Below are 26,843 nucleotides of genomic sequence, written 5' to 3'. Positions count from 1 at the left end.
GGCGCTCATTTCATCCTCACAACGACGCGCTCGGGGTGCGCGTCGTTGTCCAGGAAGATGACCGACGCGCTCGCCTTCCGCTGGGCGAGCTCGGTGAGCACCCGCGACGCCTGGCCGACCTTGTCGCGGTAGGGCGGCTGCCCGAGGTGGAGCGCGATCCCCTCCTTGCCGATGGTGACGACCACCGACCCGTCCCGTTCGATGTGGAGCTCCTGGATCGGGTAGCGGCGAGCGACGCCGGCGCGCGCCATGTCCTCGACCACGTCGAGCAGGCGCCGGACCGCGATGACGACGCCGGCGCGATCCCGCGCCACCTGCTCACCGGTGATCCCCGTGACGACGGGGAGGTCGACCGGATCGTCCTCGGCGAGCTCCTTGAAGAGCTCGCCGTCGCGCGTCGCGAGGTAAAGGTCGCCGCCGATCGCGACCAGGGCCTGCGCCTCCCGCTCGACGACGTTGACGTGGACGGTCGAGGGGAGCGTGCGGGTGACGGTCGCCTTCTCGATCCAGGGATCGGCGGCGATCGAGGCGCTGGCGAGCTCGAGATCGAGCGTGAAGATGTTCTTGCCCACCTCGATGCCGCCGGAGCTCGCCACCTGCTCGGCCGTGCGGCGCTGGACGCCGTCGACGAGCACCGTGCGGACGGCGAAGCGCGGGCTCGACACGATGTAGCGGCGCGCGCCCCACGCGACCGCGGTCGAGGCGACGAGCACGACGGCGGCGCCGGCGAGGAGCTGCAGCGCGCGGAAATGGCGCGACAGCGGCCGCGCGGGGCGCGCCGCCCCCGGCGAGCCGCCCTTGCCCGGCGGGCGCGGGGGGCGCACCGAGACGCTCGTCGCGGGCGGGGCAGGCGACTCGTGCGGCGGGGTCGTCGCGCGCACGCGCTCGTTCTTCGGCGCCGGCGCCGCGGCCACCGGCTCCGGCTTCGAAGCGCGCGCGGGCGCCGCGCGGTTGGGCAGCGCCGCGGCGGACGGCGACGACGCGCGGCGGCGGTTCGGCGGCGGGGCGCTGGGACGCTCGGTCATGAGCTGCCCTCCTCGGGCGGCAGCCCCTTGGCCTCGAGGCGCGCCTTGAGATCCCGCACGCACGCGTTCACGTCGCCCGCGCCGAGCGCGATGACCACGTCGCCGGGCCGCACGATCTGCTCGAGCGCCTCGGGGAGGTCGGCCTTGTCCGCGACGAAGCGCGCGTCGTGGTGCCCGTGCTCGCGGATCGACTGGACGAGGCGCTCGGCGGTGACGCCGGGGATCGGCGGCTCGCCCGCCGCGTAGATGTCGGTGACGAGCAGCACGTCGGCCTGGTTGAAGGCGCGCGTGAACTCGTCGAAGAGATCGCGCGTGCGGGTGTGGCGGTGCGGCTGGAACGCCACGACGATCCGGTGATCCTCGCCGGGGAACGCGCGCCTGGCGGCGTCGACGGTGGCGCGGATCTCGGCCGGGTGATGGCCGTAATCGTCGACCAGCGTGATGCCGCCGATCGAGCCGACGACGCTGAAGCGGCGCGCGACGCCGCCGAACGTGGCCAGCGCCTGCTTCGTGACGTCGAGCGGCACCTCGAGCTCGTCCGCGACCGCGATCGTGGCGAGGCAGTTCAGGACGTTGTGCGCGCCGGGCATCTTCACCGTGAAGCCGCCGAGCGGCTCGCCCCGGCGGTAGGCGTTGAAGCTCGTCTCGAGGCCGCGAAACTGGATGCCGCGCGCCGAGTAGTCGGACTGCGGCGAGACGCCGTAGGTCACGTGGCGGCGCGGGATGCGCGGGAGCAGGTCCTGGACGTGCGGGTGGTCGAGGCAGAGCACGGCGAGCCCGTAGAACGGGACGCGCGCGGCGAACTCGACGAAGGCGTCCTTGATGCGCTCGTGCGTGCCGTAGTGATCGAGGTGCTCGGGATCGATGTTGGTGACCACCGCGATCGTCGGCGTGAGCCGCAGGAACGATCCGTCGCTCTCGTCGGCCTCGGCGACGAGCAGATCGCCGGCGCCGAGCCGGGCGTTCGTGCCGAGGGCCGCCATCTTGCCGCCGACGACGACGGTGGGATCGAGGCCGGCGGCGCGCAGGACCGTGGCGACCAGGGACGTCGTGGTGGTCTTGCCGTGCGAGCCCGCGATCGCGACGCCGTACTTCACGCGCATCAGCTCGGCGAGCATCTCCGCGCGCCCGATCGCCGGGATCCCGAGCGCGCGCGCCTCGGTGAGCTCGGGGTTGTCGGGCCGGATGGCGCTCGAGTAGACGACGACGTCCACGCCGCGGACGTTCTCGGCGCGGTGGCCGATGTCGATCCGGACGCCGAGCGACGTGAGCCGCCGCGTCGTCGAGCTCTCCTTGAGGTCCGAGCCGGAGACCTCGAACTCGAGCGAGCGCAAGATCTCGGCGAGGCCGCTCATCCCGACGCCCCCGACGCCGACGAAATGGACGTGGCGAACGCGACCGCGGAACATCAGCCTGCCTCCTCCCAGCCGAGGGCAGCGCCGGGCGGCGCGGCCCCTCTCATCGCGGCGCGACGCGGCGCCTCCTCTGATGCGCGCTTCGCGCGAGCGCCCCCGATGGGGAAGCGCAGCGCGCGGTGGCGCGGAGCGCGCGCGAGCTCGAGCAGATCGGCGGCGACGCGCGCGGCGGCGTCCGGCGTGCCGAACGCCGCCGCGGCCTCCGCCATGCGGGCGCGGAGCGCCGGGGCGGCCGCGAGGCGGGCGAGCTCGCCCGCGATGCGCGCCTCGGTGGCGTCAGCCTGGGCGATGGCCACCGCGGCGGACGCCCGCTCGAGAGATTGCGCGTTCTTCATCTGGTGGTCGTCGGCCGCGAACGGGTACGGAATCAGGATTGAGGGGCGGCCCACGGCGCAGAGCTCGGCGAGCGTCGACGCGCCCGCGCGGGCGATCACCACGTCGGCCGCCGCGAGCGCCTCCGCCACGTCGTCGATGAACGGGACGACGCGCGCGTGCTCGGAGAGGCCGAGCTCGGCGTAGAGCGACCGTACGGCGGCCTCGCGATCCCTGCCCGTCTGGTGCACCACCTCGAGATCGAGGCCGCGCCCGCGCCCATGCGCGATCGCGCGCGGGACGATGTCGTTCAGCGCCAGCGCGCCCTGGCTGCCGCCGAGCACGAGCAGGCTGAGCCTGCCCTCGCGCGGAGCGTACGGCGCGCGGGCGAACGCGCGCCGGAGAGGGACGCCGAAGAGGCGCACGGTGCTCGGGCGCAGCGCGCGCGCCGCCTCCGGGAACGCGACGTACGCCCGATCCACGAGGGGCGAGAGGAGCCGGTTCGATAGCCCGAGGACGCTGTTCGGCTCCAGGATCGCGACCGGCACGCCGAGCGAGCGCGCCGCGAGGGACACCGGGCCGCCAGCGTAGCCTCCGAGCGAGAGCACCACGCGGGCGTCGAGCCGCTCGACGAGCCGCCTCGCCTCCGGGAGGACGCGGCCCGCGCGGGCAGCGCCGCGCACGAAGCCGGAGAGCCCACCTCCGCGGAGCGGCAGGACGTGGAGCAGCTCGAGGTCGTCGCCGCGCTCGCCCATCACGCGCACCTCGATGCCGCGCGCGGTGCCGACGTAGACCACGCGCGCCTCGGGTGCGGCGGCGCGGACGGCGTCGCCCACCGCGATCATCGGGAAGACATGGCCGCCAGTGCCGCCTCCTGCGATCAGCACGGTCGTCACGCGCCGCCCTCCTCGGCCGACGCGGCCACCAGGGCCGACGCGCTCGGCGCGTGCGGGACGGGCGACACACGCCCCTCGCCCCTCGCATCGGGAGCGACCACGGTCCGCGATCGGCTGATGCTCAGCAGGATGCCCGCGGCCGCGGCGTTCACGAGCAGCGACGAGCCGCCGTAGCTGAGGAACGGCAGCGTGAGCCCCTTCGTCGGGAGGATCGCCATCGCGACCGCGAGGTTCGTCATCGACTGCACGCCGAAGAGCGTCGCGATGCCGAAGGCCATGAAGCTGCCGTAGTCGTCGGCGGCCTCGAGGGCGATCTTCACGCCGCGCGAGACGATGACGAGGTACGCCGCGCAGAGGCCGACGATGCCGACGAAGCCGAGCTCCTCGCCGACGATGGCGGACACGAAGTCGGTGTGCGCCTCCGGCAGGTAGAGGACCTGCAGCCCACGCCCGAGGCCCAGGCCGAACACGCCGCCGGAGCCGAAGCTCATGACCGACTGGAACGGCTGGTAGGCGAGGTCGGCGCGGTTGTTGTCCATGTCGATCCACGCGAGGTAGCGCGCGTAGCGGTAGCCGCTGAAGCGCACGAGCGCGGCGCCGGCGAGCGCCAGCAGCATGGAGAACGCGGCGATGTACGGGACGCGCGCGCCCGCGACGAACAGCAGCGTGAAGGTCAGGAAGAGCAGCACGACGGCGCTGCCGAAGTCGGGCTGCTTCAGGCAGAGGAGCATCAGGAGCCCGACCACGATGAGGTGCGGGAGGAAGCCGACCGAGAACGACTTGATGCGATCGGCCTTCTTGGAGAGCGAGTACGCGAGCCAGAGCACGATGCCGAGCTTCGCCATCTCGGCCGGCTGCACGTGGACCGGGCCGAGCGCGATCCACCGGTAGGCGTTGCCCGCCTTGTGGCCGAGGCCCGCCACGCACGCGACGAGCATCCCCGTCACGGCGATGAGCACCGGGTACGTGAGGACCTTGAGCCGCCGGTAATCGATGCGGCTCGTGATCCACATCGTGGCGATCGAGAGGACGGCGTAGGCGGCCTGGCGCTTGAGGAAGAACTGGGCGTCCTTGTAGCGGACCGTCGCCTCGACCGCGCTCGCGCTGTAGACCATCACCACGCCGAAGCCGATGAGCGCCGTGACGACCGCCGCGAGGAGGGCGTCGACCGGGCCCGAGGGGCTCGATCGTACCTTCCAGAACGCCTCGGCCGCCGCCGCGACCCCGCCCGGCTCGGCCTTCTCCTGCTCCGGGGGACCGATGTGCCGGTTCCTGGGTGCATCGGCGCGCGCGCCGAACCCTCCGCGCCACGACATCACGACGCCACCTCCCCGGCGACCCCGCCGGTCGACCTCTGGAGCTCGCGGACCGCGCGGACGAAGGCGTCGCCGCGGTCCTTGTAGTCGCGGAACATGTCGAAACTGGAGCACGCGGGGCTGAGCAGCACCGCGTCGCCGGGCTGCGCGAGCGAGCGCGCGGCGAGCACCGCCTCGTCCATCGAGCTCGCCCGCGCGATCGGCAGGACGCCGCTCGCCGCGGCCGCGATGCGCTCCGCGGCCTCGCCGAGCACGACGAGCGCGCGGCCCCGGTCGCGCAGCGCGGCCACGAGCGGCGCGTAGTCGCCGAGCTTGTCGCGCCCACCCGCGATCAGGACGGCCTTCTGCTCGCGCAGGCCGGTGAGCGCGGCGACGGAGGCGCCGACGTTCGTCCCCTTGGAGTCGTCGTAGTAGCGGACGCCGTCGACATCGGCGACGAGCGCGGTCCGGTGCTCGAGCCCCTCGAACCGCGCGAGCGCCTCCGCGATCACCTCGGTGGGAGCGCCGAGCGCGGCGGCCAGCGCCACCGACGCGCAGGCGTTCGCGAGGTTGTGCGCGCCCGTGAGCCGGACGCGCTCCAGCGGGTAGCTCGCGCCCGCGACGCGATCGACGATCGCACCGCCGCCCACGGCGACGTCGGCGCGGGGGTCGCTCGCGCTGAACGTCACGACACGGGCGCGCCCCCGCGCCGCCTGCCGCGCCACGAGCTCGTCACCGAGCGGGACGACCGCGACGTCCTCCGACGTCATGCGCTCGAACGGGTTGCCCTTCGCGTCCGCGTACGCCGCGAAGCTCGGGTAGCGGTCGAGGTGATCGTCCGTGATGTTCAGCAGGGCATGCGCGCGGGCGTGCAGCGTCGGGACGCGCTCCGCCTGGAAGCTCGAGATCTCCAGGACGAGGACGTCCCACGCCTCGCCCACCACCTCGGCGAGCGGGGTCCCGAAGTTGCCGCCGACGAAGGTGCGGAGGCCGGCGCGCTCGAGCATCGCGCCCGTGAGCGCCGTCGTCGTGCTCTTGCCGTTGGTGCCCCCGACCAGCACGATGGGCGCCGACACGAAGCGCGACGCGAGCTCGAGCTCGCCGATGACCTCGCGCCCGGAGCGCTCGACGGCGTCGAGCGCGGGGAACGACGGCACGCCCGGCGAGACGACCACGAGATCGGCGCCCTCGAACAGCGCCGGGTCGTGCCCGCCCGGCGCGAGCACGACGCCCTCCGCCTCGAGCGACGCAGCCGCTGCGGAGAGCCGCTCGCGCGGCGCGCCGTCGTTCGCGATGACGCGCGCGCCGCGCTCCATCAGGAGACGCGCGGCCGCGACACCGCTCCGGCCGAGACCGACGACGATCACTGTTCGCCCGCGGACGTCCATCATGCCCTCAGCGCAGCTTCATCGACGCCAGGGAGACCAGCGCCAGGAGGATGGAGATGATCCAGAAGCGGACGATGATCTTGGGCTCCGCCCACCCCTTCTTCTCGTAGTGGTGGTGGATCGGCGCCATCAAGAAGACGCGCTTGCCGGTGAGCTTGAACGAGAGGACCTGCGTGATGACGCTGACCGTCTCGATGAAGAAGATCCCCCCGAGGATGATCGACAGGAGCTCGTTCTTGGTGAAGACGGCGAGCATCCCGAGCCCGCCGCCGAGGGCGAGCGAGCCGACGTCCCCCATGAAGACCTGCGCGGGGTACGTGTTGTACCAGAGGAAGCCGATCCCGGCGCCGATGACCGAGCCGCAGTACACCGAGAGCTCGCCGGCGGACGCGATCGCCGGGATGTCGAGGTAGGTCGCGAGCGAGAAGTTCGCGATCGACGCGCCGACGATGTACGCGAGGATGAGGTACGTCCCCGCGTTGATGATCACCGGGCCGATCGCGAGGCCGTCGAGGCCGTCGGTGAGGTTCACGGCGTTCGACGTCGCGACGACGACGAACACGGCGAACGGGACGTAGGCGTAGAGCGGCAGCTCGATCGGGTACTTCGAGAACGCGACGAACGGGATCGAGAGCCGCGTCCTGATCTCCGCCCAGTCCGGCGGGAGCTTCGAGGCGAGCAGGAACGTGTACGACACGGCCGCGCCGCCGATGAGCACCTGGCCGATGAGCTTGTAGCGACCGGGCAGACCGCCGCTGTTCCGCCGCTTGATCTTGAGGAAGTCGTCCAGGTAGCCGATGACGCCGTAGCCCGCGGTGACGGCCGTCGTCGCGAGGACGAAGGGGTTCCTGAGATCGGCCCACAGCACGGTGGGGAGCAGCAGCGAGAGCAGGATGAGCGCTCCGCCCATGGTCGGCGTGCCCGCCTTGATCTTGTGCGTCTCCGGCCCCTCGGCGCGGACCACCTGCCCGATCTGCTTGCGCCGGAGCTCGCGGATGAACCACGGCGCGAGCACGAACGTCAGCACCATGGCGGTGATCGTCGCCATGATCGTGCGGAACGGGATGTAACGCAGGACGTTGAGCCAGCTCAGCCAGCCGTAGTGGAACTTGAGCGGGTAGAAGAGCTCGTAGATCACGCCGCACCTCCGCGCGACTGCCGCGCGGCCATGGACCGCTCGCGGCGGGCGGCGAGCGCGCGGCGCGCCTCGTCGCGGTCGTCGAACGGCAGCGTGACGCCGCCGATGATCTGGTACGGCTCGTGGCCCTTGCCGGCGATGAGGACGAGGTCCCCGGGCTCCGCCTCGAGCACCGCGCGCTCGATCGCGCGCGCCCGATCGAGCTCCACGACGACGCGCGCGCGCCCGGCGGCGAGGCCCGGCAGGATGGCGTCGGCGATCGCGCGCGGGTCCTCGCTCCGTGGATTGTCGTTGGTCACGACGGCGACGTCGGCGCCGCGGCCAACGGCCTCCCCCATCTGCGGCCGCTTCAGCGGATCGCGGTCGCCGCCGCACCCGAAGACGCAGAGGACACGCCCCTCGCTGAGGGCGCGGACGCTCGCGAGCACCCGCGCGAGGGCGTCCGGCGTGTGGGCGTAGTCGACGAGCACGATCACGTCATCGGCGCCCGGCGTATCGCAGCGCTCCAGGCGGCCCGCGACCTGGATCGGCGACGAGAGCGCCGCCGCGGCGTCCTCGACGTCGAACCCGAGCAGGTACGCCACGGCGAGCGCGGCGAGCAGGTTCGAGGCGTTGTGCGCGCCGAGCAGGTGGGAGCGGATGGCGACCTCACCGGCGGGCGTGCGGGCGCGGAGGAAGATGCCGGTCGCGGTATGCGCGAGCTCGACGGGGGCGATCTCCGCCGTGTCCGGGCCTGCGCCAACCTCGGTCGAGTAGCGCGCGAGCGTCGACGCGGCCGGCCGCGAGAGCCCGCCCGGCGCGATCATCTCGACGAGCTTCCGACCGAACGGATCGTCGACGTTGATGACGGCGGCGCCGGGGCCGAGATCCACGAACAGGCGCGCCTTCGCCGCCGCGTACGCCTCCATCGTGCCGTGGTAGTCGAGGTGATCCTGCGTGAGGTTCGTGAAGACGGCGATCCGGAAGCGGGTCGCGTCCGCGCGCTTCGCCGCGAGCGCGATCGACGACACCTCCATCACGAGGTGCGTCGCGCCGCGATCGACCATCCCGGCGGCGACGCGGGCGAGCTCGTCCGCCTCGGGGCTCGTGTGCGACGCGGGGACGTCGAGATCGCCGAAGCGGTAGCCGAGCGTCCCGACGATCCCGGCCCGCCCGCCGCACCGATCGATGCAGGCCTGGACGAGGTGGGCGGTCGTGGTCTTGCCGTTGGTGCCGGTGATGCCGACGACCTCGAGCGTGAAGGTCGGGTGCCCGTAGACGACCGCCGCTGCCTGGGCGAGCGCGAGCGGCACGTCGGGCACCTCGACGCGGGCGGCGCCGAGCGTGTCGGCCGCGCTCCCGCGGGCGAGGATGACCGCCCGCGCGCCGCGCGCGACCGCCTCGGCGATGAACTGCTCGCCGTGCGCGCGCGCCCCCGCCCGCGCGACGAAGATGTCCCCGTCCGCCACCTTGCGCGAGTCGAGGTGCACGCCCGTCACGAGCAGGCCCGCGGCCTCCGCCGGCGAGAGCGCGGCGCCCGGGATCTCGCGCAGCACATCGCCGAGACAGAGCGCGAGCTCGGTGACGACGGCGTCTCTGGGGTCGCGCTCTGTCATGTGGGGGGCTCGAAGATGAGCTTCAGGGGCGATCCTTTGGGCAGCACGGTCCCCGGCGGAGGCTCCTGGCGGGTGAGCCTGCCCGTGCCCTCGACGCTCGGGTCGAGCCCGAGCGTCGCGGCGCTCTTCACCGCCTCGCGCTGCGGCAGCCCGGTGAGATCCGGGACGCGCAGCTCCCCCGTCTTCAGCGGCGCGGACGGCGTGACCACCGCGGTCGAGATCGGCGCCGCCGCGGATCGCGCCTCGTTCAGCACCTGGTAGGTGTTCGCCGCGATGTCTTCCCCCGACTGCTCGCCGATCTCCGACAGCTTCATCGGCACGCTCCCGCGCGGGGTGACGCCGAGATAGCGCAGCGCCATCTCGCCCACCCGCCGGAAGATCGGCGCGGCGACGGAGCCGCCGGCGTAGGTGCCGCCCATCGGCTCATCGAGCACCACCGCGATGACGAGACGCGGCTTCTCGGCCGGGATGAACCCGACGAACGACGCCACGTAGTGGGTGTCGGTGTACTTGCCCGTCGCGGGGTCGATCTTCTGCGCCGTGGCCGTCTTGCCCGCCACGCGGAACCCCGGGATGGCCGCCTCGACGCCGGTCCCGTCCCCCTCGGTCACCGCGACGAGCATCTCCGACATCATCCGGGCGATCTGCGCGGGCACCGCGTCGCGGCGCACGCGCGGCGAGGGCTCCGACAGCGTGACGCCCGTGCCGTCGGTGATCCGCTTGACCAGGATCGGCTCGAGCAGCCGCCCGCGGTTGGCGACCGCCGCCGTGGCCATCGCGAGCTGCAGCGTGGTCACGCTGATCCCCTGACCGAACGACGCCGCCGCCGTCTCGACCTGGACCCAGGGGCGGCCGCGCGGCCTGAGCACGCCCACCGACTCGCCCGGCAGCGGCACGCCCGTCAGATCGCCGAAGCCGAACCGGCGGAAGCCCTCGTAGAGCCGCTGCTCGCCGAGCCCGAGCGCGATCTTCGCCGTGCCGATGTTCGATGACTGGCCGAGGATCTGCGGGATCGTCAGCCACTTGTGCACGTGCGTGTCGTGGATCACGACGTTGTCGATCGCCATGTTCCCCTCCTCGCAGTAGATGGTCGCGCTCGGGGAGACGCTCTTCGCCGCGAGCGCGCTCGCGATGGCGAACACCTTCATCGTGGACCCGGGCTCGAAGCGATCGACGACGCAGCGGTTGCGCCGGGAGCCGGGGTCGCTCTGCGAGTAGTCGTTCGGGTTGAACCCCGGCGCGCTCGCCATGGCGAGGATCTCGCCGTTCTCGGGATCGACGACGACGATCGATCCGCCGAGCGCCTCGTACGTCTTCATCGCCGCCTCGAGCTCGCGCTCGGCGGTGAACTGGATGCCCTTGTCGATCGTCAGGTGGACGTTGTGCCCGGCGAGCGCCTGCTCGTCCGCGATCCCCTCGGAGAAGATGAGACGGCCCGATCGATCGCGGAGCCCGCGCACCTCGGACGCGTTGCCGCGGAGCTCGTGCTCGAGGCTGAGCTCGATCCCCTCCTTGCCCTCGCCGTCGGTGGCGACGAAGCCGAGCAGCGGGCCGGCGAGCTCGCGGTTCGGGTAGAAGCGGCGCCCCTCGCCCTCGATCACGAGCCCGCGCACCGGGTAGCGCTGCCGCCGCTCCGAGAGCGCGCGGATGTTCTCGACCTCCTGCTCGGAGATGCGGCGCTTGAGCCACGCGAAGCGGCGCCGCCGGCCGAGCTTCTCGGCGACCTCCTCGACGGGCAGCGAGAGCGCCTGCGCGATGCGCTCGGCGTACTGCTGGATCTGCGTCGGGATGTACTTCTCCTCGATGCCGCGGAGCATCTCGACCGCGTCCACCGAGACGCTGGGCACCTCCACGCTCTCCGCGAGCGGCGCGCCGTTCCGGTCGTAGATCGTGCCGCGCTTCGGCGTGATGTGGAGCCGCCGCTGGCGCTGCCGCTCCGCGAGGTCGTACCAGGCGTCGCCGTCCTCGACCTCGATGCGGTACGCGCCGGACACGACGCCGCCGAGGCCGAGCGCCATCAGGCCGCAGAGCAGGCCCATGCGGATGCGGATCCACCGCGCGCGCCGGGGGTCGAGGTTCTTCATTCCTGCCGCCCCTCGCCCGGCGCCGCGCTGCCCGTCTCCCCGCTCGCCGCCTCGCGATCGCCGGAGGGCGCCGCGTAGCCCCGCACCGGGATGACCCGCTCGGGCGGCGGCGGCGTCATGCCGAGCAGCGTGCGGGCGACCATCTCCACGCGCTGCGGGGTCTCGTAGCTGGCCGCCTCGAGCGACAGCACCCGCTTGACCTCGCGCAGCCGCGCCTGCTCGGCGCGCGCCCGCCCGAGCCGATAGCCGAGGTCGACCGTGCGCCCCCGCAAGGCGAGGTGCACGACGAACGCCGCCACCGTCGCGGCCACCGCGAGCGTCCAGAGCGCGAGGAACGGGCGCTGCGTCACGCGTGCGCCTCAGGGCGGCCGACGCGCCGCGCGGCGCGGAGCTTCGCGCTGCGGGCCCTCGGGTTGTCGGCGATCTCGTCGTCGCCCGCGGTCACCGGCTTCTTCGTGAGCGGCTGCCACACGTCCGGCTCGCGCAGCGCGCGCTTGACGATGCGATCCTCGAGCGAGTGGAACGCGATGACGGCGAGCACGCCGCCGGGCGCGATGATCCGGGGCGCCGCCGCGAGCAGCGCCTCGAGCTCGTCGAGCTCTCCGTTCACGGCGATGCGCAGCGCCTGGAACGTGCGCGTCGCCGGATCGACGCCGCCGATGCGCGCCGGCCCCACGGCGCGCACCACGGCGCGCCGCAGGTCGAGCGTCGTCTCGAGCTCGCCGCTCTCGGCCGCCTGCTTGATGCAGCGGGCGACCCTGCGGCTGCGGCGCTCCTCGCCGTAGCGGTAGATCAGATCCGCGAGCTCCTCGTCGCTGAGCCGCTCGATCAGCTCGAGCGCCGTCTCGCCGCGGCTCGAATCCATCCGCATGTCGAGCGGCCCCTCGGCGCGGAAGCTCATGCCGCGGGCCGGATCGTCGAGCTGCATGGAGCTCACGCCGACGTCGGCCACGAGGCCGTCCACCTGCGCGACGCCGAGGGCCGCGAGGTGCCGCTCGATCTCGGAGAACTCGCCGTGAACGTAGGTCACCCGCTCCCCCATCCGGGCGAGCCGGGCGCGCGCGATGGCGAGGGCGCGCTCGTCGCGGTCGATCCCGATGACCCGGGTGCCGGGCGTCTCGAGGATCGTCTCGGCGTGGCCGCCGGCGCCCAGCGTTGCGTCGACGTAGATGCCCTCGCTGACCGGCGAGATCGCGGCGAGCACCTCGCGGCCGAGGACGGTGACGTGCGGCTCGTCGCGCGGGCGGGGCGGCGGGGGGGGAAGGTGCATGGGGACTACATTGACGACGTTCATAGGCGGAACTGCTCCGCGATTGCGGTCTTGAAGCTCTGGAGCTCGACCTCGCTCATCTGCTGAGCGGCCTGCCACCGCTCCTTCGACCAGAGCTCGATCGTCTGTCCCATCCCCGCCCACAGCACGTCCTTGGTGAGGCTGGCGTGCTCGCGGAGGGACGGCGGGATGAGGATCCGGCCCTGCTTGTCGAGGTCGCACTCGACGGCCGCGGACAGGTAGCGGCGCCGGAACGCGACAACGTTGGAATCAAATTGCGGCAATGCTGCAATTTTGGCCTCCAGCTCCTCCCAGGCCTTCATCGGGTAGGCATGTAGGCAAGGGTCGAAGAGGGCCGGTGTGATGACCATGCGCAGGTCGTTCGCGGCCGCGAGCACGTCGCGAAAACGCGACGGGAGGCTCGTGCGCCCCTTCGCGTCGATCGCGTGCTCGAAGTGACCGCGAAACATCGTGCTCATCGACCCCAGCTGCGGCTGGCCTGTCCCGCCGAGGGCTTGCTGACGCGTTGCTGCACCGGGTGCGCACCGCGTCGTGACATTCTCTGCCACTTCTTCCCACGAAGCTCCGCCACGCTACGGAGGGAGGCGCCGAGTGTCAACAGATTGGGAGATTTCTGGACCCCGATGGCCACCTATGTAGGACATCCACTTTCATGGTCGCACCCATAAAAACCGCGGGGAATACCGCAACTTCACGGCCCAGCGCGGTCCGTGGGAGGAAGTGGGGAGTGTCTCGGGGGTGGTGCGGGCACGTCAGGCGAAGGTCTGGCAAGTTCGAAATGAAGCAAGGCGGATCGCCGCCGACGGACGCGGCCTTTCGCGCCCCGAACGGCGGAGGACCCCCGCGGTAAACCGGACGGGCTCAGCGGGTCAGCCGCCGGGGGAGGTCCGGTGGGAGCGGCGGATGGTGGAGGAGAGTGGGGAGACCCCCGGCGCCGGCGGTCAGCCCGGGGAAGCCCGGCCGGGGAGGCGGGCGGTGGGGGAGAGTGGGGAGACCCGCTGCCCGGGCGGTCAGCCGTGGGGGGTCACGTTGGTCTGGACCCACTCCACGATGCTCTTCAGGGTGGTCCCGGGGGTGAAGACGCCCTTCACGCCGGCGCTCTGGAGGCGCGCGATGTCCTCGTCCGGGATGATGCCCCCACCGAACACAACGATGTCCTCGGCGCCGTGCTTGCGGAGGGCCTCGATGACGGCGGGGAAGAGGGTGTTGTGCGCTCCGGACATGATCGACAGCCCCACGGCGTCGACATCCTCCTGCACCGCTGCGGAGGCGATCATGTCCGGCGTCTGGTGCAGGCCCGTGTAGACCACCTCGAAGCCCGCGTCGCGGAGGGCCCGGGCGACCACCTTGGCGCCGCGGTCGTGGCCGTCGAGGCCGGGCTTCGCCACGAGGATGCGGACTTTGCGCTCTGCCATGATCGCGTCGATTACCGCCTGCCCGGGCAGGCGTAAAGCGCAGCGCCCCGGCGATGCGGCCTCCCCTCCCCTGCGCCGACGCCGCAGGGGGCGCGCTTACTGGGCGGCGAACACGAACGGGATGGTCACCGGCGTGGAGCCCGACGAAGGGGGGAACCGCCAGGACTTGATCCGCGAGGCGATACAGCTCGACAGGCCGGGGTAATCCTTCTCCGACCCGGCGGCCGAGGCCGACTGGACGGCGCCCGAGGCGCCGATGACCACCGAGGCCGAGACGCGGGCCGTGGTGGACGCGTTGCGATCGCGCGCGTCGAGGGCGGGCTGCCAGCAATGGCGCCGGACGCTGGGACGGTTCCCCTCGACGACGCTGGAGATCTCCCCTTGAGAGAGCTGGCTCAGGCCAGCGCCGGCGCCCTGGCTGCCCGGCCCCGACGAGGGGCCGGGGACCCCCGCGCCGAACCCGGACCGGTCGAACGGCGCAGGGCTCGCCGAGGCGACCGGCTTTTCGGGCTGGGGGCGCTGGCTCGCGGCGCCGCCCGGCTTGCCCGGCGAGGCGACCTCGGGTTTGGCCGACGCGGTGTCGGCCGGCGGAGGTGCGTCCGGCTCGACGCTCGGCGGAGGCGGAGGGGCCGCTGTCGGCAGCAGGTCGGGCGGCTGGAGCTGCGGGACGGTCACGACCTGCACGGGCTGCGGCTTGGGAGAGAGAAGGACGTACGCGGAGACGCCGCCGAACGCCGCTGCCATGGCGATGAAGGCATAGGCGAGCGGGCTCATGCCCGACCGGCGCCTCGGCGCGACCGTCTCCACGAGGCTGCCAGGCGTGGCCACCAGGGGGGCGGGCTCCGCAGAGGCGAGCGCGCTCGCCGGCGCCGCCACCTGCGGCGAGGCGACCGCGGCCGGGCCGCCCGTGCGTGCCGCGCCGGAGGGCGGTCCGCCCACCGCCAGGCCGGCAGCGGACGCCGTCGCAGGCGGCGAGCCGCCCGCGGCCAGGCCCCCCGCGGCAAGACCGGCGCTGGCCGAGAACGGCGCCGCCAGCTCGGGCTGCGGCGCGGAGGCGACGTGGGCCGCCGGCGCGGTCGAGAAGGGGTCGGCGAGCACCGCGATCGGCGCGCCGCCCGCGGCTTGGGCCGCCGCGGCGCCCCCCGAGGCGCTCGGCCACGCGGCCGGCGCGCTGCCCGCCGGCGTGGCCGGCGTGACGCGCCCAGGGGACGTGGCCGGTGAGGTCGATGTGGCGGCCGTCCCCGCCGCCGTGAAGGCGGCGACCGAGCCGGCGACCGCCGGGGGCTGCTCCTTCACGCCGGGCGGCTCGGGCTCGCGCACCGCCGGGCGCGCTGGCGCGGCCCCGGCCAGCGGGGGGACCCTCGCCGAGGAGGGGACCTTCGTCGAGGGAGGGACCTGCGCTTGAGCGACCGAGAAGCCCGTGCTGCTGGTCCGACGCGCGGGCGTGGACACCCGGGTGGACTGGGCCTGGGTGACGATCTCGAGCAGCTCCGGGAAGTTCTTGAGCGGCAGCCACTCGTCGAACCCCTCGCGCCAGACGAGCGAGTCGCCATCCACGGCGCCCGCCTGCGCCTTCTCACGGATGACGGAGAGCCGCACCGGGCCGAGCGGGACACCGCCGACCCCGACGTACCAGTCCTCGCTCGACGTGGCGCGCGCGGTCGGCGCCTTGGCGAGCGGGCGGTCATCGGACATCGTCCGCTTGAACGCGCCGGCGACCCCGGACGGCGACGGCGTGGGATCCGCTCCCCTGGCGGCGGACGTGGCGGGCGCCGCGGGCCTCGCGGGCGCCGGCTGGGCGGGGCGCGCCTCCGGCGGCGGCTGCGGCGCGGTCGCAGGGCGCGGGCTCGACGCGGGCGACGCGCTCGACGCCGGCCGCGCAACGGGCGCGGGCACGGCGCGCGGAGCGACCGGAGGTCGAGGCGCTCCCCCGGGGCGCGGGAGGGGCTGCGACGCCGGCCGGGGCGGCGACGGCGCGGCGCCCTGGGCCGAGACCGGCGGCCTCGCGGGGCTCGCGGCGCGGGCGGCCGGCGCGCCTGTCCCGGCGGACGGCGCCTCCTCGCTCGAAGGGGCGAGGTGCGCGTCGTCGCCCGCCGCGCGCGGCGGCTCGACGGGGAGCGCCTGCGCCACGGAGCTCTCGGTGACGCTCGCGCTGACCTGAATCAGGTGGCCGCAGCGCCGGCACTGCATCCGTACCGACTTGCCGGCGACCTTCTCGTCGCCGATCTGGTACTTGGCCTTGCAGTTATCGCAGATGAATTTCATCCAGGAACGCGCCTGCGGGTTGGAATCCGCGCAGTCTACGACAGCTTGACCCCAAACGACATGGGGTAGGCGCGGTCAGAGCAACCCGAGCAGGTGCTCCTTGATGGATTGCCGCGTCGGGTCATCGGGCGCGACGCCCAGGGCGCGCTCCCACGTCTCGATCGCTTTGTTGCGGAACCCGGCCTTCTGGTACAGCACGGCGAGGTTTTTCAACGCCGGGAAGTGCTTGCCGTTGATGTGCAGGGCGGTCTCCAGCTCCTGGATGGCGTCGTAGAGCTGGCCCTGCTTGCCGTAGAGCAGGCCGAGGTGGAAGTGCAGCCGGTACGCGAGCGGGTCGATGGCCGTGCCCTCGCGCAGGTGCCGCACGGCCTTGTCAAAATCGCCGGCGCGGTACGCCGCGATCCCCGCGGCGAGGAGGCGCTCCGCCTCGGCCGAGATCCGGTCCTGATCGCCGCGGATCGAGCGCGCCTGCAGGGCGTTCTCCACGGCGGCGACGACGTCCGCGACGCGGAAGGGCTTCTCGATGTAGGCCTCGACGCCGTAGCTCGACTTCAGGTCCTCGGCGAACCGCCACCCGCGGTACACGGCCGAGATCATGATGATCGGGATGTGGCCGTAGCGCTGCGTTCCCTTCATGCGGCGGGCGATGTCGAAGCCGTGCACCTCGGGCAGCATGGCGTCGAGGATCATCACGTCGGGCGGATTCTCCTTGACCATGCGCAGGGCGAGGAGCCCGCGGTCGGCCTCCTCGACGCGGTACCCGCGCTCCTCGAAGATGCGGCGGAGCAGCTTCCGGATCTCGGGCTCGTCGTCGACGACCAGGATCGTTGTCTGATCGCCCTGCGGCGCCTTGCCCGCGCCCGGGAGCGACTCGACGACGGACAGATCGCGATCGGCGGTGCCGAAATCCGTGTCCGTGAGCTCGTCGGCCGCCGCCGCCCTCCGCATGGCGTCGTCGACGACGAGCGGCGGGCCCGCCGAGGAGATGCGCGCCGGCGAGGGGGCCGCGGGCGGGCTCGGCTCGTCGGTGAGATCGGCGAACGAGATCTCCGCGTCGTCGCGCGGGCGCTCCGGCGCGCGCGCTGGCGGGGCGGCGCTGGGCGCAGGTGGAGCAGGCGCAGGCGTCTGGGCCACCGTCGACGGGGGCACGGCGGACGGCGGACGGCGCGCCGGCTGCGCAGGCGCAGGCGCGGGCGCCGGCGCGGGCGGCGCCTCGGTCGTGGACGCGGCGGCGCCGAGGCCGGCGCGCTTCAGCACCTCGGGCGGGCACTTCGCGCCGACGTAGAACGGCTCGCCCTGCTCCTTCATGTCGTAGGCGGCCGCGATGGTCCGCACGAGAGGGCCCGCGAGCGCGATGTACGGGAAGACGCGCTTGCCGGTCACGAACTCGAGCTCGTCGATCACCTTCTTGTCGGCGGGCGCGGCCATGGCCACGAGGATGCGGTCCTCGCGCACGAGCACGGGCAAGAGCTTGTGCTTCGCGGCGATCTCGCGGGGCAGGATCGAGAGGTCGCTCAGCTTGATGCAGACCTGGTTGAGATCGATGCCAGGAACGCCGCTCTGCTCGGAGAGGGCCTTCAGCGCAGCGACCTCGGAGACGGTGCCGCTCTCGATGAGGTTCGTGGCGAGGGGGACCCCCTTCGCACGCGCCTCGAGGAGCGCCTGTTCGAGCTGGGGCTGGGTGACCGCCCTTTGCTGCAGGAGGATGCGTCCGAGCGGCTTCTTGTTGGCGTCTTGCGTCATTCCGCGGGCCGACTCCGAAGGCTAATGGACGAGGAATGCGCGGGCAAGCACGCGACCCGCGCGCAGAGACGGCCGTTCGGCTGGCACCACCGGCTCGGGCTCCTGGACCGGCGGCTCGAGCCCACGGCCGGGTCGAGCGCCCCCGAGGCACCGCCGGTGGCGCGCGGATGCGGGCGCGAGGCGCGAGGCGAACGGCCAGATCTCACCATCCGCTCATCGTACCCCGGAACCCTCGGGACAGCGCGGACGTTGCGCTCGCCGGCGAGCGCGCCACAGCGCCTGCTCCGGGCGCCGTGGAGGAGCCGATGGCGACGATGTAGGGTCACTCGCTCGCGTCGGGCGCGCCGAGCCACGCGCGGGCGAACGCCGCATACCGCCCCTCGGCGATGGCCGCGCGCGCCTCGCGCATGAGGCGGCCGTAGAGGTGCAGGTTGTGCTCGGTGAGCAGGCGCAGCACGAGGATCTCGCCCGCCATGTAGAGGTGCCTCAGGTACGCGCGGCTGTAGCCCCCGGCGCAGGTCGGACAGGCGCACGTCGGGTCGAGCGGCGACGGGTCTTCCTTGTAGCGCGCCTGCTTGATGACGATCTTGCCGTGCTGCGTGAGCGCCTGCCCGTTGCGGGCGTTCCGCGTGGGGAGCACGCAGTCGAACATGTCGACCCCGGCGCCGATCGCGTGGACCAGGTCGAGCGGCGTGCCCACGCCCATGAGGTAGCGCGGGCGCGCAGGGTCGAGGCGCGGCGCGATCTGCGCGACGACCTCGTGCATCATCGCGATCGGCTCGCCCACGGAGAAGCCGCCCAGGGCGAGCCCGTCGAACGGAAGGGCGCCGAGCTCCTCCGCGTGCGCCGTGCGCAGGGCGACCGAGGTGCCGCCCTGCACGATGCCGAAGAGCGCCTGCGTGGGGCGCTTGGCGGCGAGGCAGCGCTTCCCCCAGCGCGTCGTCAGGCGGCACGCCTCCTCGACCTCCGGGAGCGGCGCGCCGCCGGGCGGGCACACGTCGAGCTGCATCGCGATGTCGGCCCCGAGCAGCCCCTGCACCTCCATCGCGACCTCGGGCGTGAGCGCCTTGCGGGCGCCGTCGAGGTGCGATCGGAACACGAAGCCGTCCTCGACGAGGGTGCGCCGCTCGGCGAGCGAGAAGGCCTGGAAGCCCCCGGAGTCGGTGAGCATCGCGTGCGGCCACCGGGAGAACGCGTGCAGGCCGCCGAGCTGCGCGACGAGCTCGGGACCCGGGCGGAGCCACAGGTGGTACGTGTTGCCGAGGACGATCCTCGCGCCGGTCGCGGCCACCTCGGCGGGGGTCAGCGTCTTCACGCTGCCCTGGGTGCCGACCGGCATGAACGTCGGCGTCGGAACCTCGCCGTGCGGCGTGGAGAGCACGCCCGTGCGGGCATGACCGTCCCGCGCGAGCTCCGTGAACGAGAAGCCAGGCGTGCGGCTCATCGCGCGCTCGCCCCGCGGATCAGCATGGCGTCACCGTAGGAATAGAAGCGGTAGCCGGCGTCGATCGCCGCGCGGTAGGCGCGCAGCGTGCGCTCGCGGCCGGCGAAGGCGAACACCAGCGCGAGCAGCGTCGATCGCGGCAGGTGGAAGTTCGTCAGCAGCGCGTCGACGACGCGGAACTGATAGCCGGGCTGGATGAGGAGGCGCGTCTCCCCGGACTGCGCCCGCACGAGGCCGGCGCGCGCCGGATCCGCGGCGGTCTCCAGCGCGCGCACCACGGTCGTGCCGACCGCGACCACCGGCGCGCCGCGCTCGCGCGCCCCCGCGATCGCGGCGGCGGTCGCTTCCGGGACGGAGTAGACCTCGGCGTGCATGGCGTGCACGTCGAGGTCGTCGACCGTGACCGGCTGGAACGTGCCGAGGCCGACGTGCAGCGTGACGCTCGCGATCTCGACCCCGTTGGCGCGGAGCCGCTCGACGAGGGCGGGCGAGAGGTGCAGGCCCGCGGTGGGCGCGGCGACGGCGCCCGGGACGCGCGCGAAGATGGTCTGGTACCGCTCGCGATCGGACGCGTCGTCGCCGCGGCCCAGGTAGGGAGGGAGCGGGATGTGCCCGTAGGCGTCGATCGCAGCGGCGACGGACAGCCCTGCGGGCGAGGAGAGCTGCACCGTGAGCACGCCGTCCTCCGCGCGCTCCAGCACCTCCGCCACCAGCGCCCCGTCGCGCTCGAGATCGAGCACGGCGCCCGGGCGGATCGGCTTCGACGCGCGGCCCATGGCCCGCCAGCGCTCGGGCCGCGCCGCGCCCTCCGGAGGAACGGCGAGGTCGTCCCCGCCGGCCGGCGCCTCGTCCAGCCGGTGCAGCAGGAAGAGCTCCACCTGCCCGCCCGTGCCGCGCTTGTTGCCGAACAGGCGCGCGGGGACGACCCTCGTGTCGTTGACGATCACGAGCGCGCCGCGCTCGACGTACCGGTCGAGATCGCGGATCGCGGCGTGCTCGATCTCGCGGTCGCTGCGGCCGCGATCGACCAGGAGGAGCCTCGCGCCGTCCCGCTCCTCGGGGGGCCGCGACGCGATGAGCGCTTCAGGGAGTTCGTAGTCGAGCAGCTCGCAGCGCACGCCGCGCTACTAGCACGACGCGGGCGAGAGCACGCTCGTCTTGGCGCGGAGGAAACGACAGATCTCCCCCACCTTGTAAGGCTTGGGGACGAAGGCCACGGCGCCGCAGTCGGCGCGCTCGACCTGGCGCGCGGAGAGGTGATACGCGCTGGAAAGCACGACGCGCACCCTCGGGAAGGCTTGCCGGATATGGCGGGCCAGCTCGAGGCCGTTCAGGTCCGGCATCATCAGGTCGATCATCGCGACGTCGATCGAAGACGAGCCGAGGATGCGCAGCGCATCCTGGAACGAGGCCGCGAACGCGACCTCGAACCCCTCGACGCTTAGCCCGGCCGAAAGAGCGCGACGCTGGGAATTCTCACCGTCCACGATCAGCATGCGGGCCATTAAGCGTCCTCCTGCGGCGGTCGCCGCCATCTATTACGCCTACCGGTTTAGCAATCGCCGGGCCAAGTTACCGAATGGTCGAGTTGCGGTTTCCGACGCCGGAGTGAAACAGAAGAACACAGTCTACATCAGCCGCCCCATTGCACTAAGGCAAATCCCGACGCTCTTACATTGCAGGGATGCAATCCATCGTGGGCTAGCTGCCCTGAATTGCTGCTGAGTCAGGTGGTTTGCTCCGTCCGGCCGTATGTGCCGGATGAACCCGGGTCGATGGGCAGTTGCTGAGCCTGGTGGGCAGCAGGTGGCTCGGCCCGCGAGCACCGGCGCGATGAGCAGGGGGGTTCGCGCTTGCTGTACCCCGCGGATACGCGCTGCTGAGATTGGCTGGCAGCCGGTCGCGCTGCCCGGCACGGGCGGTCCGCTGCCCGGCGGAGCGCGTCGCGCTGTCCGGCACAGGAGAGAGCTGGCTCAGCCCGGCGGGTAGGTGATGGCCAGGCGGGTCATCTTGCGCCACAGCGTGGTCGCGCTGATCCCGAGCACCTCGGCGGCGCGCTCCCGGCTGCCGTCGCACTCCCGCAGCGCGGCCTCGATGGCCTGACGCTCGGCGCAGTCGACCACGTCGGCGAGCAGCCTGCCGCCGCCCTCGGGCGGACGCTTCGGCTGCACCGCGGCGGGGAGCACGTCGTCGACGCTGATGACGCCGCCGCCCGACAGGGCCACCGCCTGCTCCACCATGTTCTCCAGCTCGCGGATGTTGCCGGGGAAGTCGTACTGCGTCAGCGCCTCGACGACGCCGTCGGCTGCGCGCGCGCGGCAGCTCATCTTGCGGTTGTACTTCTCCAGGAAGAACTCCCAGAGGATCGGGATGTCCTCGCGCCGCGAGCGGAGCGGCGGGAGCACGAAGCGCGCGACGTTCAGCCGGTAATAGAGATCCTGGCGGAACCGCTTCTCCGCGACCGCGGTCAGGAGCTCCTGGTTCGTCGCGGCGATGATGCGCACGTCAACGCGGATCGGCTTGTTCTCGCCCACCCTGCGGATCTCGTTCTCCTGGATCGCGCGGAGCAGCTTCGCCTGGAAGGTGAGCGGGGTCTCCGCGATCTCGTCGAAGAAGAACGTGCCCCCGTCGGCCTCCTCGAACAGCCCCTTCCGAGCCGCGATCGCGCCCGTGAACGAGCCGCGCGCGTGGCCGAACAGCTCGCTCTCGAGGAGCGTCTCGCTGATCGCGGCGCAGTTCACCGGCACGAACGGGCGGTCCGCCCGCTTGCTGTTGGCGTGGATGGCCTTGGCGACCAGCTCCTTGCCGGTGCCGCTCTCGCCCGTGATGAGCACCGTCGCGTCGGTGGGGGCGACCTTCACGATCCGGCCCAGCACCTCGCGGACCGCCTGCGATCGGCCCACGATGTTCTCGAACCGGTAGCGCTCCTTGAACTCGCTGGCGAGCAGCTGCACCTCGCCGGTGAGCTTCCGGTTCTGGATCGCGCGCTCCACCTTCACGAGGAGCTCCTGCTCCGAGAACGGCTTCTGGATGTAGTCGAAGGCGCCGAGCCGCATCGCCTCGACCGCGCTCTCGATGGTGCCGTACGCGGTCATCACGATGACCTCGGTGTTCGCGTTCGACTCCTTCACCGCGCGCAGCACGCCGATGCCGTCGAAGCCGCCCATCCGGAGGTCGGTGAGCACGGCGTCGTACGCGCCCTTGGCGCCCAGGTCGGCCCCCTGGCTGCCGTCCGCCGCTTCATCGACGTCGTACCCGGCGCCACGCAGCATCATCGCGAGCGTGGTCCGCATGTTCCGCTGGTCATCGACGACAAGAATCTTCGACATGGATTTCCCCCGCCGTCCTCATCCCCCTGGTGGGACGAGGGCGGCGCGACGATCACGACCGACGCGCGCCGAGCTGGCGCAACACCGCGCGAGCGCGGTCGTCCGCGGCGTCTTGGACATGCGTCCAGCGTATCGTACGTCAAGCACGGCCCCTGCCGCCAGGAGGCACGCGGGGCGCCGGCGCAGCGGGGGCGAGCCCTACCCTGCCCTACTCGCGGATCTGCTGGGACAGGTAGGCCGTCTCCCCGAGCTTCTCGATCAGCCCGATTTGCGTCTCGAGCCAGTCGATGTGCTCCTCCTCGGACTCGAGGATCTTGGCCAGGAGCTCCTCGGTCGTGCGATCGCCCTTGTCGCGGCAGAGGGCGATCGCCGTGTTGAGCCGCTTGACCGCGTGGTACTCGAGCTCGAGGTCGCTCTTGAGCTGCTCCGGCACGCTCTGCCCGATGTGAAGCGTGTCCAGGCGCTGGAGGTTCGGCAGCCCCTCCAGGAAGAGGATGCGGTCGATGATCGCGTCGGCGTGCTTCATCTCGTCGATCGACTCGGCCCGCCCGTGCGCGGCGAGGGTGACGAACCCCCAGTGCTGGCACATCTTCGCGTGCAGGAAGTACTGGTTGATCGCGACGAGCTCTCCCGCGAGCACCTCGTTCAACGCGTCGACGATATCTTTCGCACCCTTCATCGGATCCTCTCGCGCTCGTGCCTGTCGTGCTCGCCCCGCCTCTCGGGGCGAGGGTGCGCCGGCGGGAGCGCCAGCGCCCAGGTCAAATGCGCAAGGTCGACGGAGGTGCGCAAGAAATTTCTAAGGAAACACGCAGCGACACCGGTCACCTCACCGGGGAAACCCGGGCGATGCCGGGCAACCCGCGGAGAATCAGGCTGCGCTGGAGACCGGCGCCATCGTCAGGCGGCGCGGCGTGGGAGCGGACTCACCATCGCCGACGAGCTTGGCGATCGTCGGGCGGCAGGAGCCGCACCGCGTCCCGGCGCCCGTGCATTCCATCACCTCCGAAACGGAGCAGGCCCCCTCGTTCATCGCTTCGCGAATCTCTCGGTCACAGACGCCCATACAAAGGCAGACGTACATGCAGACCCCCGGCTACGTTGACGGCCACGGTTGATATTGAACATAGCTTTCAATATCGACGCGTCAAGCACGAACGTCCTGCGGACGGATCGCCGGGCTGCCTCGCGGTCAGGAGCACGCTCGGGTCGAGCGCGTCGGCGGCGCTGGGGAAGCGCTGGAGGAGAGGGGCCGGCGGCAGGGCCGCCGGCGGCGTCACATCGTCAGGCCGCCGTCGACGTCGATGCAGCGGCCGTTGAAGTACTCGCACTCGATCACGAAGCGCACCGCCTGCCAGATGTCCTCGGGCACGCCGATGCGGCCGACGGGGATCATGGCGACCAGGGCGTCGCGGGCCTTCTGGTGCATGCCCTGGGTCATGGGCGTCTCGATCATGCCGGGGGCGACGGCGCCGACGCGGATGCCGAACGGCGCGAACTCGAGCGCCCAGGTCTTCGTGTTCGCCGCGAGCGCGCTCTTCGCGGCGGTGTAGTTCGACTGGCCGCGGTTGCCGTGGCGCGCGATGGAGCTGATGTTGACGATGACGCCCTTCTGCTCGGTCTCGACCATCTTCGCGACGACCTCGCGGACCATGAACGTGGCGCCCGTCAGGTTGACGTCGATGACCGCCTGCCACTGCGCGGCGCTCAGCTTGACGACCGCGCCCGTCTGGCGGTCCTTCTTGACGAGCAGGCCGTCCCGCAGGATGCCGGCGTTGTTCACGAGGCCGTTCAGGCCGCCCATCGCGTCGTGCGCGAAGCGGACGAACGCCTCGACCTCCGCCTCCGCCGCCACGTTGAACGGGCGAGCGTGGACCTTCCCGGGGAGCCCCTGGGCCGCCTCGACCAGCGACGCGAGCCCCTCCTCGTTCACGTCGCCCGCGGCGACCTGGCCCCCGTACTCCGCGAGCCGCAGCGCATAGTGGCGACCCAGCCCCTGGGCGGCGCCTGTGACGACAAACTTCGTGTCCTCGAGTCGCATGATCGCATTCCTCCAGGGATCGCTCCCGACCGCTGTCTCGGAGGCGCCGTCTACCACGAGGCAGCGCGGCGGCGGGAGGCGTTGCGGAGCGGAGATCCGCGCCGCCGCGGCGAGGCGCTTGCGCCGGGTCGCAGCGATGTTATTCAGCGCCCATGAGGTCGATCGCGCTCGCCGCCGCCGTGTGCGCCGGCACCCTGACGCTCGCGCCGGCCTGCGACCGCGCGCCCCCTGTTCCCGAAGCCTCGGACCCGACGGGCAAGGATCTCGTCATCGGCGCGGTCGTGGCGGCCGCCGAGAAGAGCGGAGGCATCCGCCTCTACAAGATCGTCGAGGTGGAAGACCTGCCCCCGCCGTTCGGACGTGATCTGCACATGATCGCCTACGATCCCAAGGTGCAGACCTTCCAGGAAGCCGCGGAGCTCCGCCGCAAGGGGAACATGACCGTCGCGAAGGACCACTTGACCGTCCGGCTCGTGAACTTCATGCCGCGCGATCACCGGGTGCTCAGCAACGAGCCGGTCAGCGACGAGGAGCGGGCCCCGTACATCCGCTCGTACCAGAGCCGGCAGCGCTAGCCGTCATCGCGCGTGGGACGCCGGCGCCTGCGGCGCGATCAGCGCGCCGCGCGGAGCCGATCGCCGAGGCGCTCGATGGCCTGGCTGTGCAGCCGGCTCGCCCAGCTCTTGCTGATCCCGAGATCCTGCGCGATCTGGTCGAAGCGCTCGCCGTCGAAGTAGTGGCGCTCCACGAGGGCGCGCTCGCGCTCGGGGAGCTCGCGGACGGCGTCGCGCACGACCTGCGCGAGCTGGGCGCGCGAGGCGCACTCCTCGGGGCTGTCCGCGGCGTCGGGGACGGCGGCGACGTCGCCGTGGGCCGAGACCAGGCCGAGCGCCATCGCGGCGGCGTGCCCGGCCAGGAGGCCGCTGAGCCGCGCGGCGTAGGCCTCCTGCGTGGCGGGCGCGTCGGCGTCGTCGTCCGGGCCGCGCCCCTCCGCGAACCGCGCCGACGCGGCGAGCGCGCTCGCGCGCGCGGCCGCGGAGCGCCAGCGCGTCTCCCGCCGGATGCCGTCGAAGATCGCCCACCGGATCTTCCGCTTGGCGTACGCCTCGAACGTGGACCGGCTCGGGTCGTACGTCCGCGCCACATCGAGCAGCGCCGGGTGCCCGAGCGCGACGAGGTCCTCGACCGGGATGCGGCGACCCAGGCGGCGCGCGATGCGCTTCGCGACCAGGTCGAGAAGGTGGATCCCCTCGGCGACCAGCCGGTCTTCCGGAGCGCGCACGCTATCCCGCCTTCGTCGCCCTGGCGCGGCCCGCGGCGCCGAGCACCCCGAACGCCCGCTCGCCGCTCTCGTCGACCTCGCGCGGATGCGCGCGCCGGAGCAGGCGGCTCGCCTCCTCGTCGTGCACCAGGACCTCCGCGAGCTGCTCGCGCATCCACGCGACCTCGTGCGCCGGCAGGCGGCCCACGTAAGGCGCCACGGCGGCGTCGACCTGAGCGGCGATCCAGGGGTCATCGAGGAGCGAGGCGTCCATGCTGGCGGCCATTATATCTGCACCGGGCGCGCCGTCATCTCGCGCGCAGCCGGCGCGCGCTCGGCGCGCGCCGCCGCGGGCGCCTCACCTGGCCGGCGGCGACCCGTTGAGGCAGTCCTCGAACGCCTTGACGGTCCGCGCGTCGAAGGCGCACTTGAGCGACCTGGGATCGACGTGCATGCCGACGTTCTGCTCGCACATCTGCGAGTACTGCTCGCCCAGCTTGGCCGCGACCGCGTCGATCTTCTTCTCGGTCTCGCCGCGCTGCTCCGCCGTGAGCTTGGCGCTCAGCGCCGCGGCCTGCTCCGTGCGCGTGAGCACCGTGAGCTGCTTGCCGAGCTCCACGCAATCGCCGTGCATGAGCGCATAGTCGTCAGGCACGGAGTCGTCGCGCCGCGGCGCCGCCGGCGGCGCCGCGGCGGGCTCCGCTCCCGGCGCGTCGTCGCTCAGGGCGGCCGCTGGCGTGGGCTCCACGGGCGGCGCGGGCTCCTCCTGCGGCGCGGGCGCGGGCTGCTCGGCCGGAGGCGGCGGAGCCCCCGCGCACCCGAGCAGCACCATCGATACAGGACCAGTGATCAAGACAAGAGCTCTCCCCATGCGACGAGAATTGATCGGTTCGCGCCGGGCGTCCA

At 72.5% G+C, this 26,843-nt stretch carries 25 protein-coding genes; 1 reads left to right on the top strand and 24 read right to left on the bottom strand.

Features of this window, described 5'->3' with window-relative positions:
• Positions 1 to 5 precede the first annotated feature (5 nt).
• The 21 genes from WME96_RS08595 to WME96_RS08495 form a co-directional block, all read right to left on the bottom strand.
• Positions 6 to 1,025 (bottom strand): FtsQ-type POTRA domain-containing protein, encoded by a 1,020-nt coding sequence (locus tag WME96_RS08595; RefSeq protein ID WP_437289674.1) that lies wholly within the window; start codon positions 1,023 to 1,025, stop codon positions 6 to 8.
• Positions 1,022 to 2,434 carry a UDP-N-acetylmuramate--L-alanine ligase gene (murC, locus tag WME96_RS08590; protein ID WP_437289673.1) on the bottom strand — a complete coding sequence of 471 codons (1,413 nt, stop codon included), beginning with the start codon at positions 2,432 to 2,434 and terminating at the stop codon, positions 1,022 to 1,024. Before murC ends, WME96_RS08595 begins: the two co-directional genes overlap by 4 nt.
• On the bottom strand, positions 2,434 to 3,648 hold the full coding sequence (gene murG / locus WME96_RS08585) for an undecaprenyldiphospho-muramoylpentapeptide beta-N-acetylglucosaminyltransferase (RefSeq protein WP_437289672.1): 1,215 nt from the start codon (positions 3,646 to 3,648) through the stop codon (positions 2,434 to 2,436). Before murG ends, murC begins: the two co-directional genes overlap by 1 nt.
• Complete coding sequence (gene ftsW, locus WME96_RS08580) at positions 3,645 to 4,964, bottom strand: putative lipid II flippase FtsW (RefSeq protein WP_437292290.1); 1,320 nt, start codon at positions 4,962 to 4,964, stop codon at positions 3,645 to 3,647. Before ftsW ends, murG begins: the two co-directional genes overlap by 4 nt.
• Entirely contained in the window at positions 4,964 to 6,334 is a 1,371-nt protein-coding gene (gene murD, locus WME96_RS08575; protein WP_437289671.1) for a UDP-N-acetylmuramoyl-L-alanine--D-glutamate ligase, read from the bottom strand. Before murD ends, ftsW begins: the two co-directional genes overlap by 1 nt.
• A gap of 4 nt (positions 6,335 to 6,338) precedes the next feature.
• Positions 6,339 to 7,469: a phospho-N-acetylmuramoyl-pentapeptide-transferase gene (gene mraY, locus WME96_RS08570; protein WP_061609423.1), complete on the bottom strand. Its 1,131-nt coding sequence runs from the start codon at positions 7,467 to 7,469 to the stop codon at positions 6,339 to 6,341.
• Positions 7,466 to 9,064, bottom strand: coding sequence for a UDP-N-acetylmuramoyl-L-alanyl-D-glutamate--2,6-diaminopimelate ligase (locus tag WME96_RS08565; protein WP_437289670.1), 1,599 nt, complete (start codon positions 9,062 to 9,064; stop codon positions 7,466 to 7,468). Before WME96_RS08565 ends, mraY begins: the two co-directional genes overlap by 4 nt.
• A complete protein-coding gene (locus WME96_RS08560; RefSeq protein ID WP_437289669.1) occupies positions 9,061 to 11,148 on the bottom strand; it encodes a penicillin-binding protein in 2,088 nt (695 codons plus the stop codon). The genes WME96_RS08565 and WME96_RS08560 overlap by 4 nt, the downstream gene beginning before the upstream one ends.
• Entirely contained in the window at positions 11,145 to 11,498 is a 354-nt protein-coding gene (locus WME96_RS08555; protein WP_437289668.1) for a hypothetical protein, read from the bottom strand. The genes WME96_RS08560 and WME96_RS08555 overlap by 4 nt, the downstream gene beginning before the upstream one ends.
• Complete coding sequence (gene rsmH / locus WME96_RS08550; protein WP_437289667.1) at positions 11,495 to 12,418, bottom strand: 16S rRNA (cytosine(1402)-N(4))-methyltransferase RsmH; 924 nt, start codon at positions 12,416 to 12,418, stop codon at positions 11,495 to 11,497. The genes WME96_RS08555 and rsmH overlap by 4 nt, the downstream gene beginning before the upstream one ends.
• Before the next feature lie 20 nt (positions 12,419 to 12,438).
• Positions 12,439 to 12,897, bottom strand: a complete 459-nt coding sequence (mraZ, locus tag WME96_RS08545) for a division/cell wall cluster transcriptional repressor MraZ (protein WP_437289666.1) — start codon at positions 12,895 to 12,897, stop codon at positions 12,439 to 12,441.
• Positions 12,898 to 13,449: 552 nt separating this feature from the next.
• Positions 13,450 to 13,854 (bottom strand): cobalamin B12-binding domain-containing protein, encoded by a 405-nt coding sequence (locus WME96_RS08540; RefSeq protein WP_437289665.1) that lies wholly within the window; start codon positions 13,852 to 13,854, stop codon positions 13,450 to 13,452.
• Positions 13,855 to 13,950: 96 nt separating this feature from the next.
• Positions 13,951 to 16,119, bottom strand: coding sequence for a GYF domain-containing protein (locus WME96_RS08535; protein ID WP_437289664.1), 2,169 nt, complete (start codon positions 16,117 to 16,119; stop codon positions 13,951 to 13,953).
• A gap of 75 nt (positions 16,120 to 16,194) precedes the next feature.
• Positions 16,195 to 17,862, bottom strand: coding sequence for a response regulator (locus WME96_RS08530; RefSeq protein ID WP_437289663.1), 1,668 nt, complete (start codon positions 17,860 to 17,862; stop codon positions 16,195 to 16,197).
• Between the two features lie 322 nt (positions 17,863 to 18,184).
• Positions 18,185 to 19,306: a tRNA guanosine(34) transglycosylase Tgt gene (gene tgt / locus WME96_RS08525; RefSeq protein ID WP_437289662.1), complete on the bottom strand. Its 1,122-nt coding sequence runs from the start codon at positions 19,304 to 19,306 to the stop codon at positions 18,185 to 18,187.
• On the bottom strand, positions 19,303 to 20,424 hold the full coding sequence (gene queA / locus WME96_RS08520) for a tRNA preQ1(34) S-adenosylmethionine ribosyltransferase-isomerase QueA (RefSeq protein ID WP_437289661.1): 1,122 nt from the start codon (positions 20,422 to 20,424) through the stop codon (positions 19,303 to 19,305). Before queA ends, tgt begins: the two co-directional genes overlap by 4 nt.
• 9 nt (positions 20,425 to 20,433) lie before the next feature.
• Positions 20,434 to 20,802 (bottom strand): response regulator, encoded by a 369-nt coding sequence (locus WME96_RS08515; RefSeq protein ID WP_437289660.1) that lies wholly within the window; start codon positions 20,800 to 20,802, stop codon positions 20,434 to 20,436.
• A 477-nt stretch (positions 20,803 to 21,279) separates the two neighbouring features.
• Entirely contained in the window at positions 21,280 to 22,635 is a 1,356-nt protein-coding gene (locus WME96_RS08510) for a sigma-54-dependent transcriptional regulator (protein WP_061614168.1), read from the bottom strand.
• A gap of 208 nt (positions 22,636 to 22,843) precedes the next feature.
• Positions 22,844 to 23,314 carry a bacterioferritin gene (bfr, locus tag WME96_RS08505; protein WP_433934716.1) on the bottom strand — a complete coding sequence of 157 codons (471 nt, stop codon included), beginning with the start codon at positions 23,312 to 23,314 and terminating at the stop codon, positions 22,844 to 22,846.
• 192 nt (positions 23,315 to 23,506) lie between these two features.
• On the bottom strand, positions 23,507 to 23,719 hold the full coding sequence (locus WME96_RS08500; RefSeq protein WP_081426611.1) for a (2Fe-2S)-binding protein: 213 nt from the start codon (positions 23,717 to 23,719) through the stop codon (positions 23,507 to 23,509).
• 192 nt (positions 23,720 to 23,911) lie between these two features.
• Positions 23,912 to 24,676, bottom strand: coding sequence for an SDR family oxidoreductase (locus WME96_RS08495; protein WP_437289659.1), 765 nt, complete (start codon positions 24,674 to 24,676; stop codon positions 23,912 to 23,914).
• A 152-nt stretch (positions 24,677 to 24,828) separates the two neighbouring features.
• Here WME96_RS08495 and WME96_RS08490 point away from each other — a divergent pair, with 152 nt between their 5' ends.
• Positions 24,829 to 25,251: a hypothetical protein gene (locus WME96_RS08490; protein WP_437289658.1), complete on the top strand. Its 423-nt coding sequence runs from the start codon at positions 24,829 to 24,831 to the stop codon at positions 25,249 to 25,251.
• A gap of 38 nt (positions 25,252 to 25,289) precedes the next feature.
• Here WME96_RS08490 and WME96_RS08485 read toward each other — a convergent pair whose 3' ends face one another.
• From WME96_RS08485 to WME96_RS08475, 3 genes are all read right to left on the bottom strand, one after another.
• Positions 25,290 to 25,958 (bottom strand): sigma-70 family RNA polymerase sigma factor, encoded by a 669-nt coding sequence (locus WME96_RS08485; RefSeq protein WP_437289657.1) that lies wholly within the window; start codon positions 25,956 to 25,958, stop codon positions 25,290 to 25,292.
• A 1-nt stretch (position 25,959) separates the two neighbouring features.
• Positions 25,960 to 26,211, bottom strand: coding sequence for a hypothetical protein (locus tag WME96_RS08480; RefSeq protein ID WP_061614075.1), 252 nt, complete (start codon positions 26,209 to 26,211; stop codon positions 25,960 to 25,962).
• Between the two features lie 84 nt (positions 26,212 to 26,295).
• Positions 26,296 to 26,790 carry a hypothetical protein gene (locus tag WME96_RS08475; RefSeq protein ID WP_437289656.1) on the bottom strand — a complete coding sequence of 165 codons (495 nt, stop codon included), beginning with the start codon at positions 26,788 to 26,790 and terminating at the stop codon, positions 26,296 to 26,298.
• Positions 26,791 to 26,843 lie beyond the last annotated feature (53 nt).

The sequence above is a fragment of the Sorangium sp. So ce406 genome, from assembly GCF_051474675.1.
Lineage (GTDB): Bacteria > Myxococcota_A > Polyangia > Polyangiales > Polyangiaceae > Sorangium > Sorangium cellulosum_G.
This window is presented reverse-complemented; position numbering and strand designations above follow the sequence as displayed.

Bases quoted from the DNA above. Each gene is read 5' to 3' on its own strand.
- WME96_RS08595 (WP_437289674.1), bottom strand. From the start codon at position 1,025: ATGACCGAGCGTCCCAGCGCCCCGCCGCCGAACCGCCGCCGCGCGTCG.
- murC (WP_437289673.1), bottom strand. From the start codon at position 2,434: ATGTTCCGCGGTCGCGTTCGCCACGTCCATTTCGTCGGCGTCGGGGGC.
- ftsW (WP_437292290.1), bottom strand. From the start codon at position 4,964: ATGTCGTGGCGCGGAGGGTTCGGCGCGCGCGCCGATGCACCCAGGAAC.
- murD (WP_437289671.1), bottom strand. From the start codon at position 6,334: ATGATGGACGTCCGCGGGCGAACAGTGATCGTCGTCGGTCTCGGCCGG.
- WME96_RS08565 (WP_437289670.1), bottom strand. From the start codon at position 9,064: ATGACAGAGCGCGACCCCAGAGACGCCGTCGTCACCGAGCTCGCGCTC.
- WME96_RS08560 (WP_437289669.1), bottom strand. From the start codon at position 11,148: ATGAAGAACCTCGACCCCCGGCGCGCGCGGTGGATCCGCATCCGCATG.
- rsmH (WP_437289667.1), bottom strand. From the start codon at position 12,418: ATGCACCTTCCCCCCCCGCCGCCCCGCCCGCGCGACGAGCCGCACGTC.
- mraZ (WP_437289666.1), bottom strand. From the start codon at position 12,897: ATGAGCACGATGTTTCGCGGTCACTTCGAGCACGCGATCGACGCGAAG.
- WME96_RS08540 (WP_437289665.1), bottom strand. From the start codon at position 13,854: ATGGCAGAGCGCAAAGTCCGCATCCTCGTGGCGAAGCCCGGCCTCGAC.
- WME96_RS08535 (WP_437289664.1), bottom strand. From the start codon at position 16,119: ATGAAATTCATCTGCGATAACTGCAAGGCCAAGTACCAGATCGGCGAC.
- WME96_RS08530 (WP_437289663.1), bottom strand. From the start codon at position 17,862: ATGACGCAAGACGCCAACAAGAAGCCGCTCGGACGCATCCTCCTGCAG.
- tgt (WP_437289662.1), bottom strand. From the start codon at position 19,306: ATGAGCCGCACGCCTGGCTTCTCGTTCACGGAGCTCGCGCGGGACGGT.
- WME96_RS08515 (WP_437289660.1), bottom strand. From the start codon at position 20,802: ATGCTGATCGTGGACGGTGAGAATTCCCAGCGTCGCGCTCTTTCGGCC.
- WME96_RS08510 (WP_061614168.1), bottom strand. From the start codon at position 22,635: ATGTCGAAGATTCTTGTCGTCGATGACCAGCGGAACATGCGGACCACG.
- bfr (WP_433934716.1), bottom strand. From the start codon at position 23,314: ATGAAGGGTGCGAAAGATATCGTCGACGCGTTGAACGAGGTGCTCGCG.
- WME96_RS08500 (WP_081426611.1), bottom strand. From the start codon at position 23,719: ATGTACGTCTGCCTTTGTATGGGCGTCTGTGACCGAGAGATTCGCGAA.
- WME96_RS08495 (WP_437289659.1), bottom strand. From the start codon at position 24,676: ATGCGACTCGAGGACACGAAGTTTGTCGTCACAGGCGCCGCCCAGGGG.
- WME96_RS08490 (WP_437289658.1), top strand. From the start codon at position 24,829: ATGAGGTCGATCGCGCTCGCCGCCGCCGTGTGCGCCGGCACCCTGACG.
- WME96_RS08480 (WP_061614075.1), bottom strand. From the start codon at position 26,211: ATGGACGCCTCGCTCCTCGATGACCCCTGGATCGCCGCTCAGGTCGAC.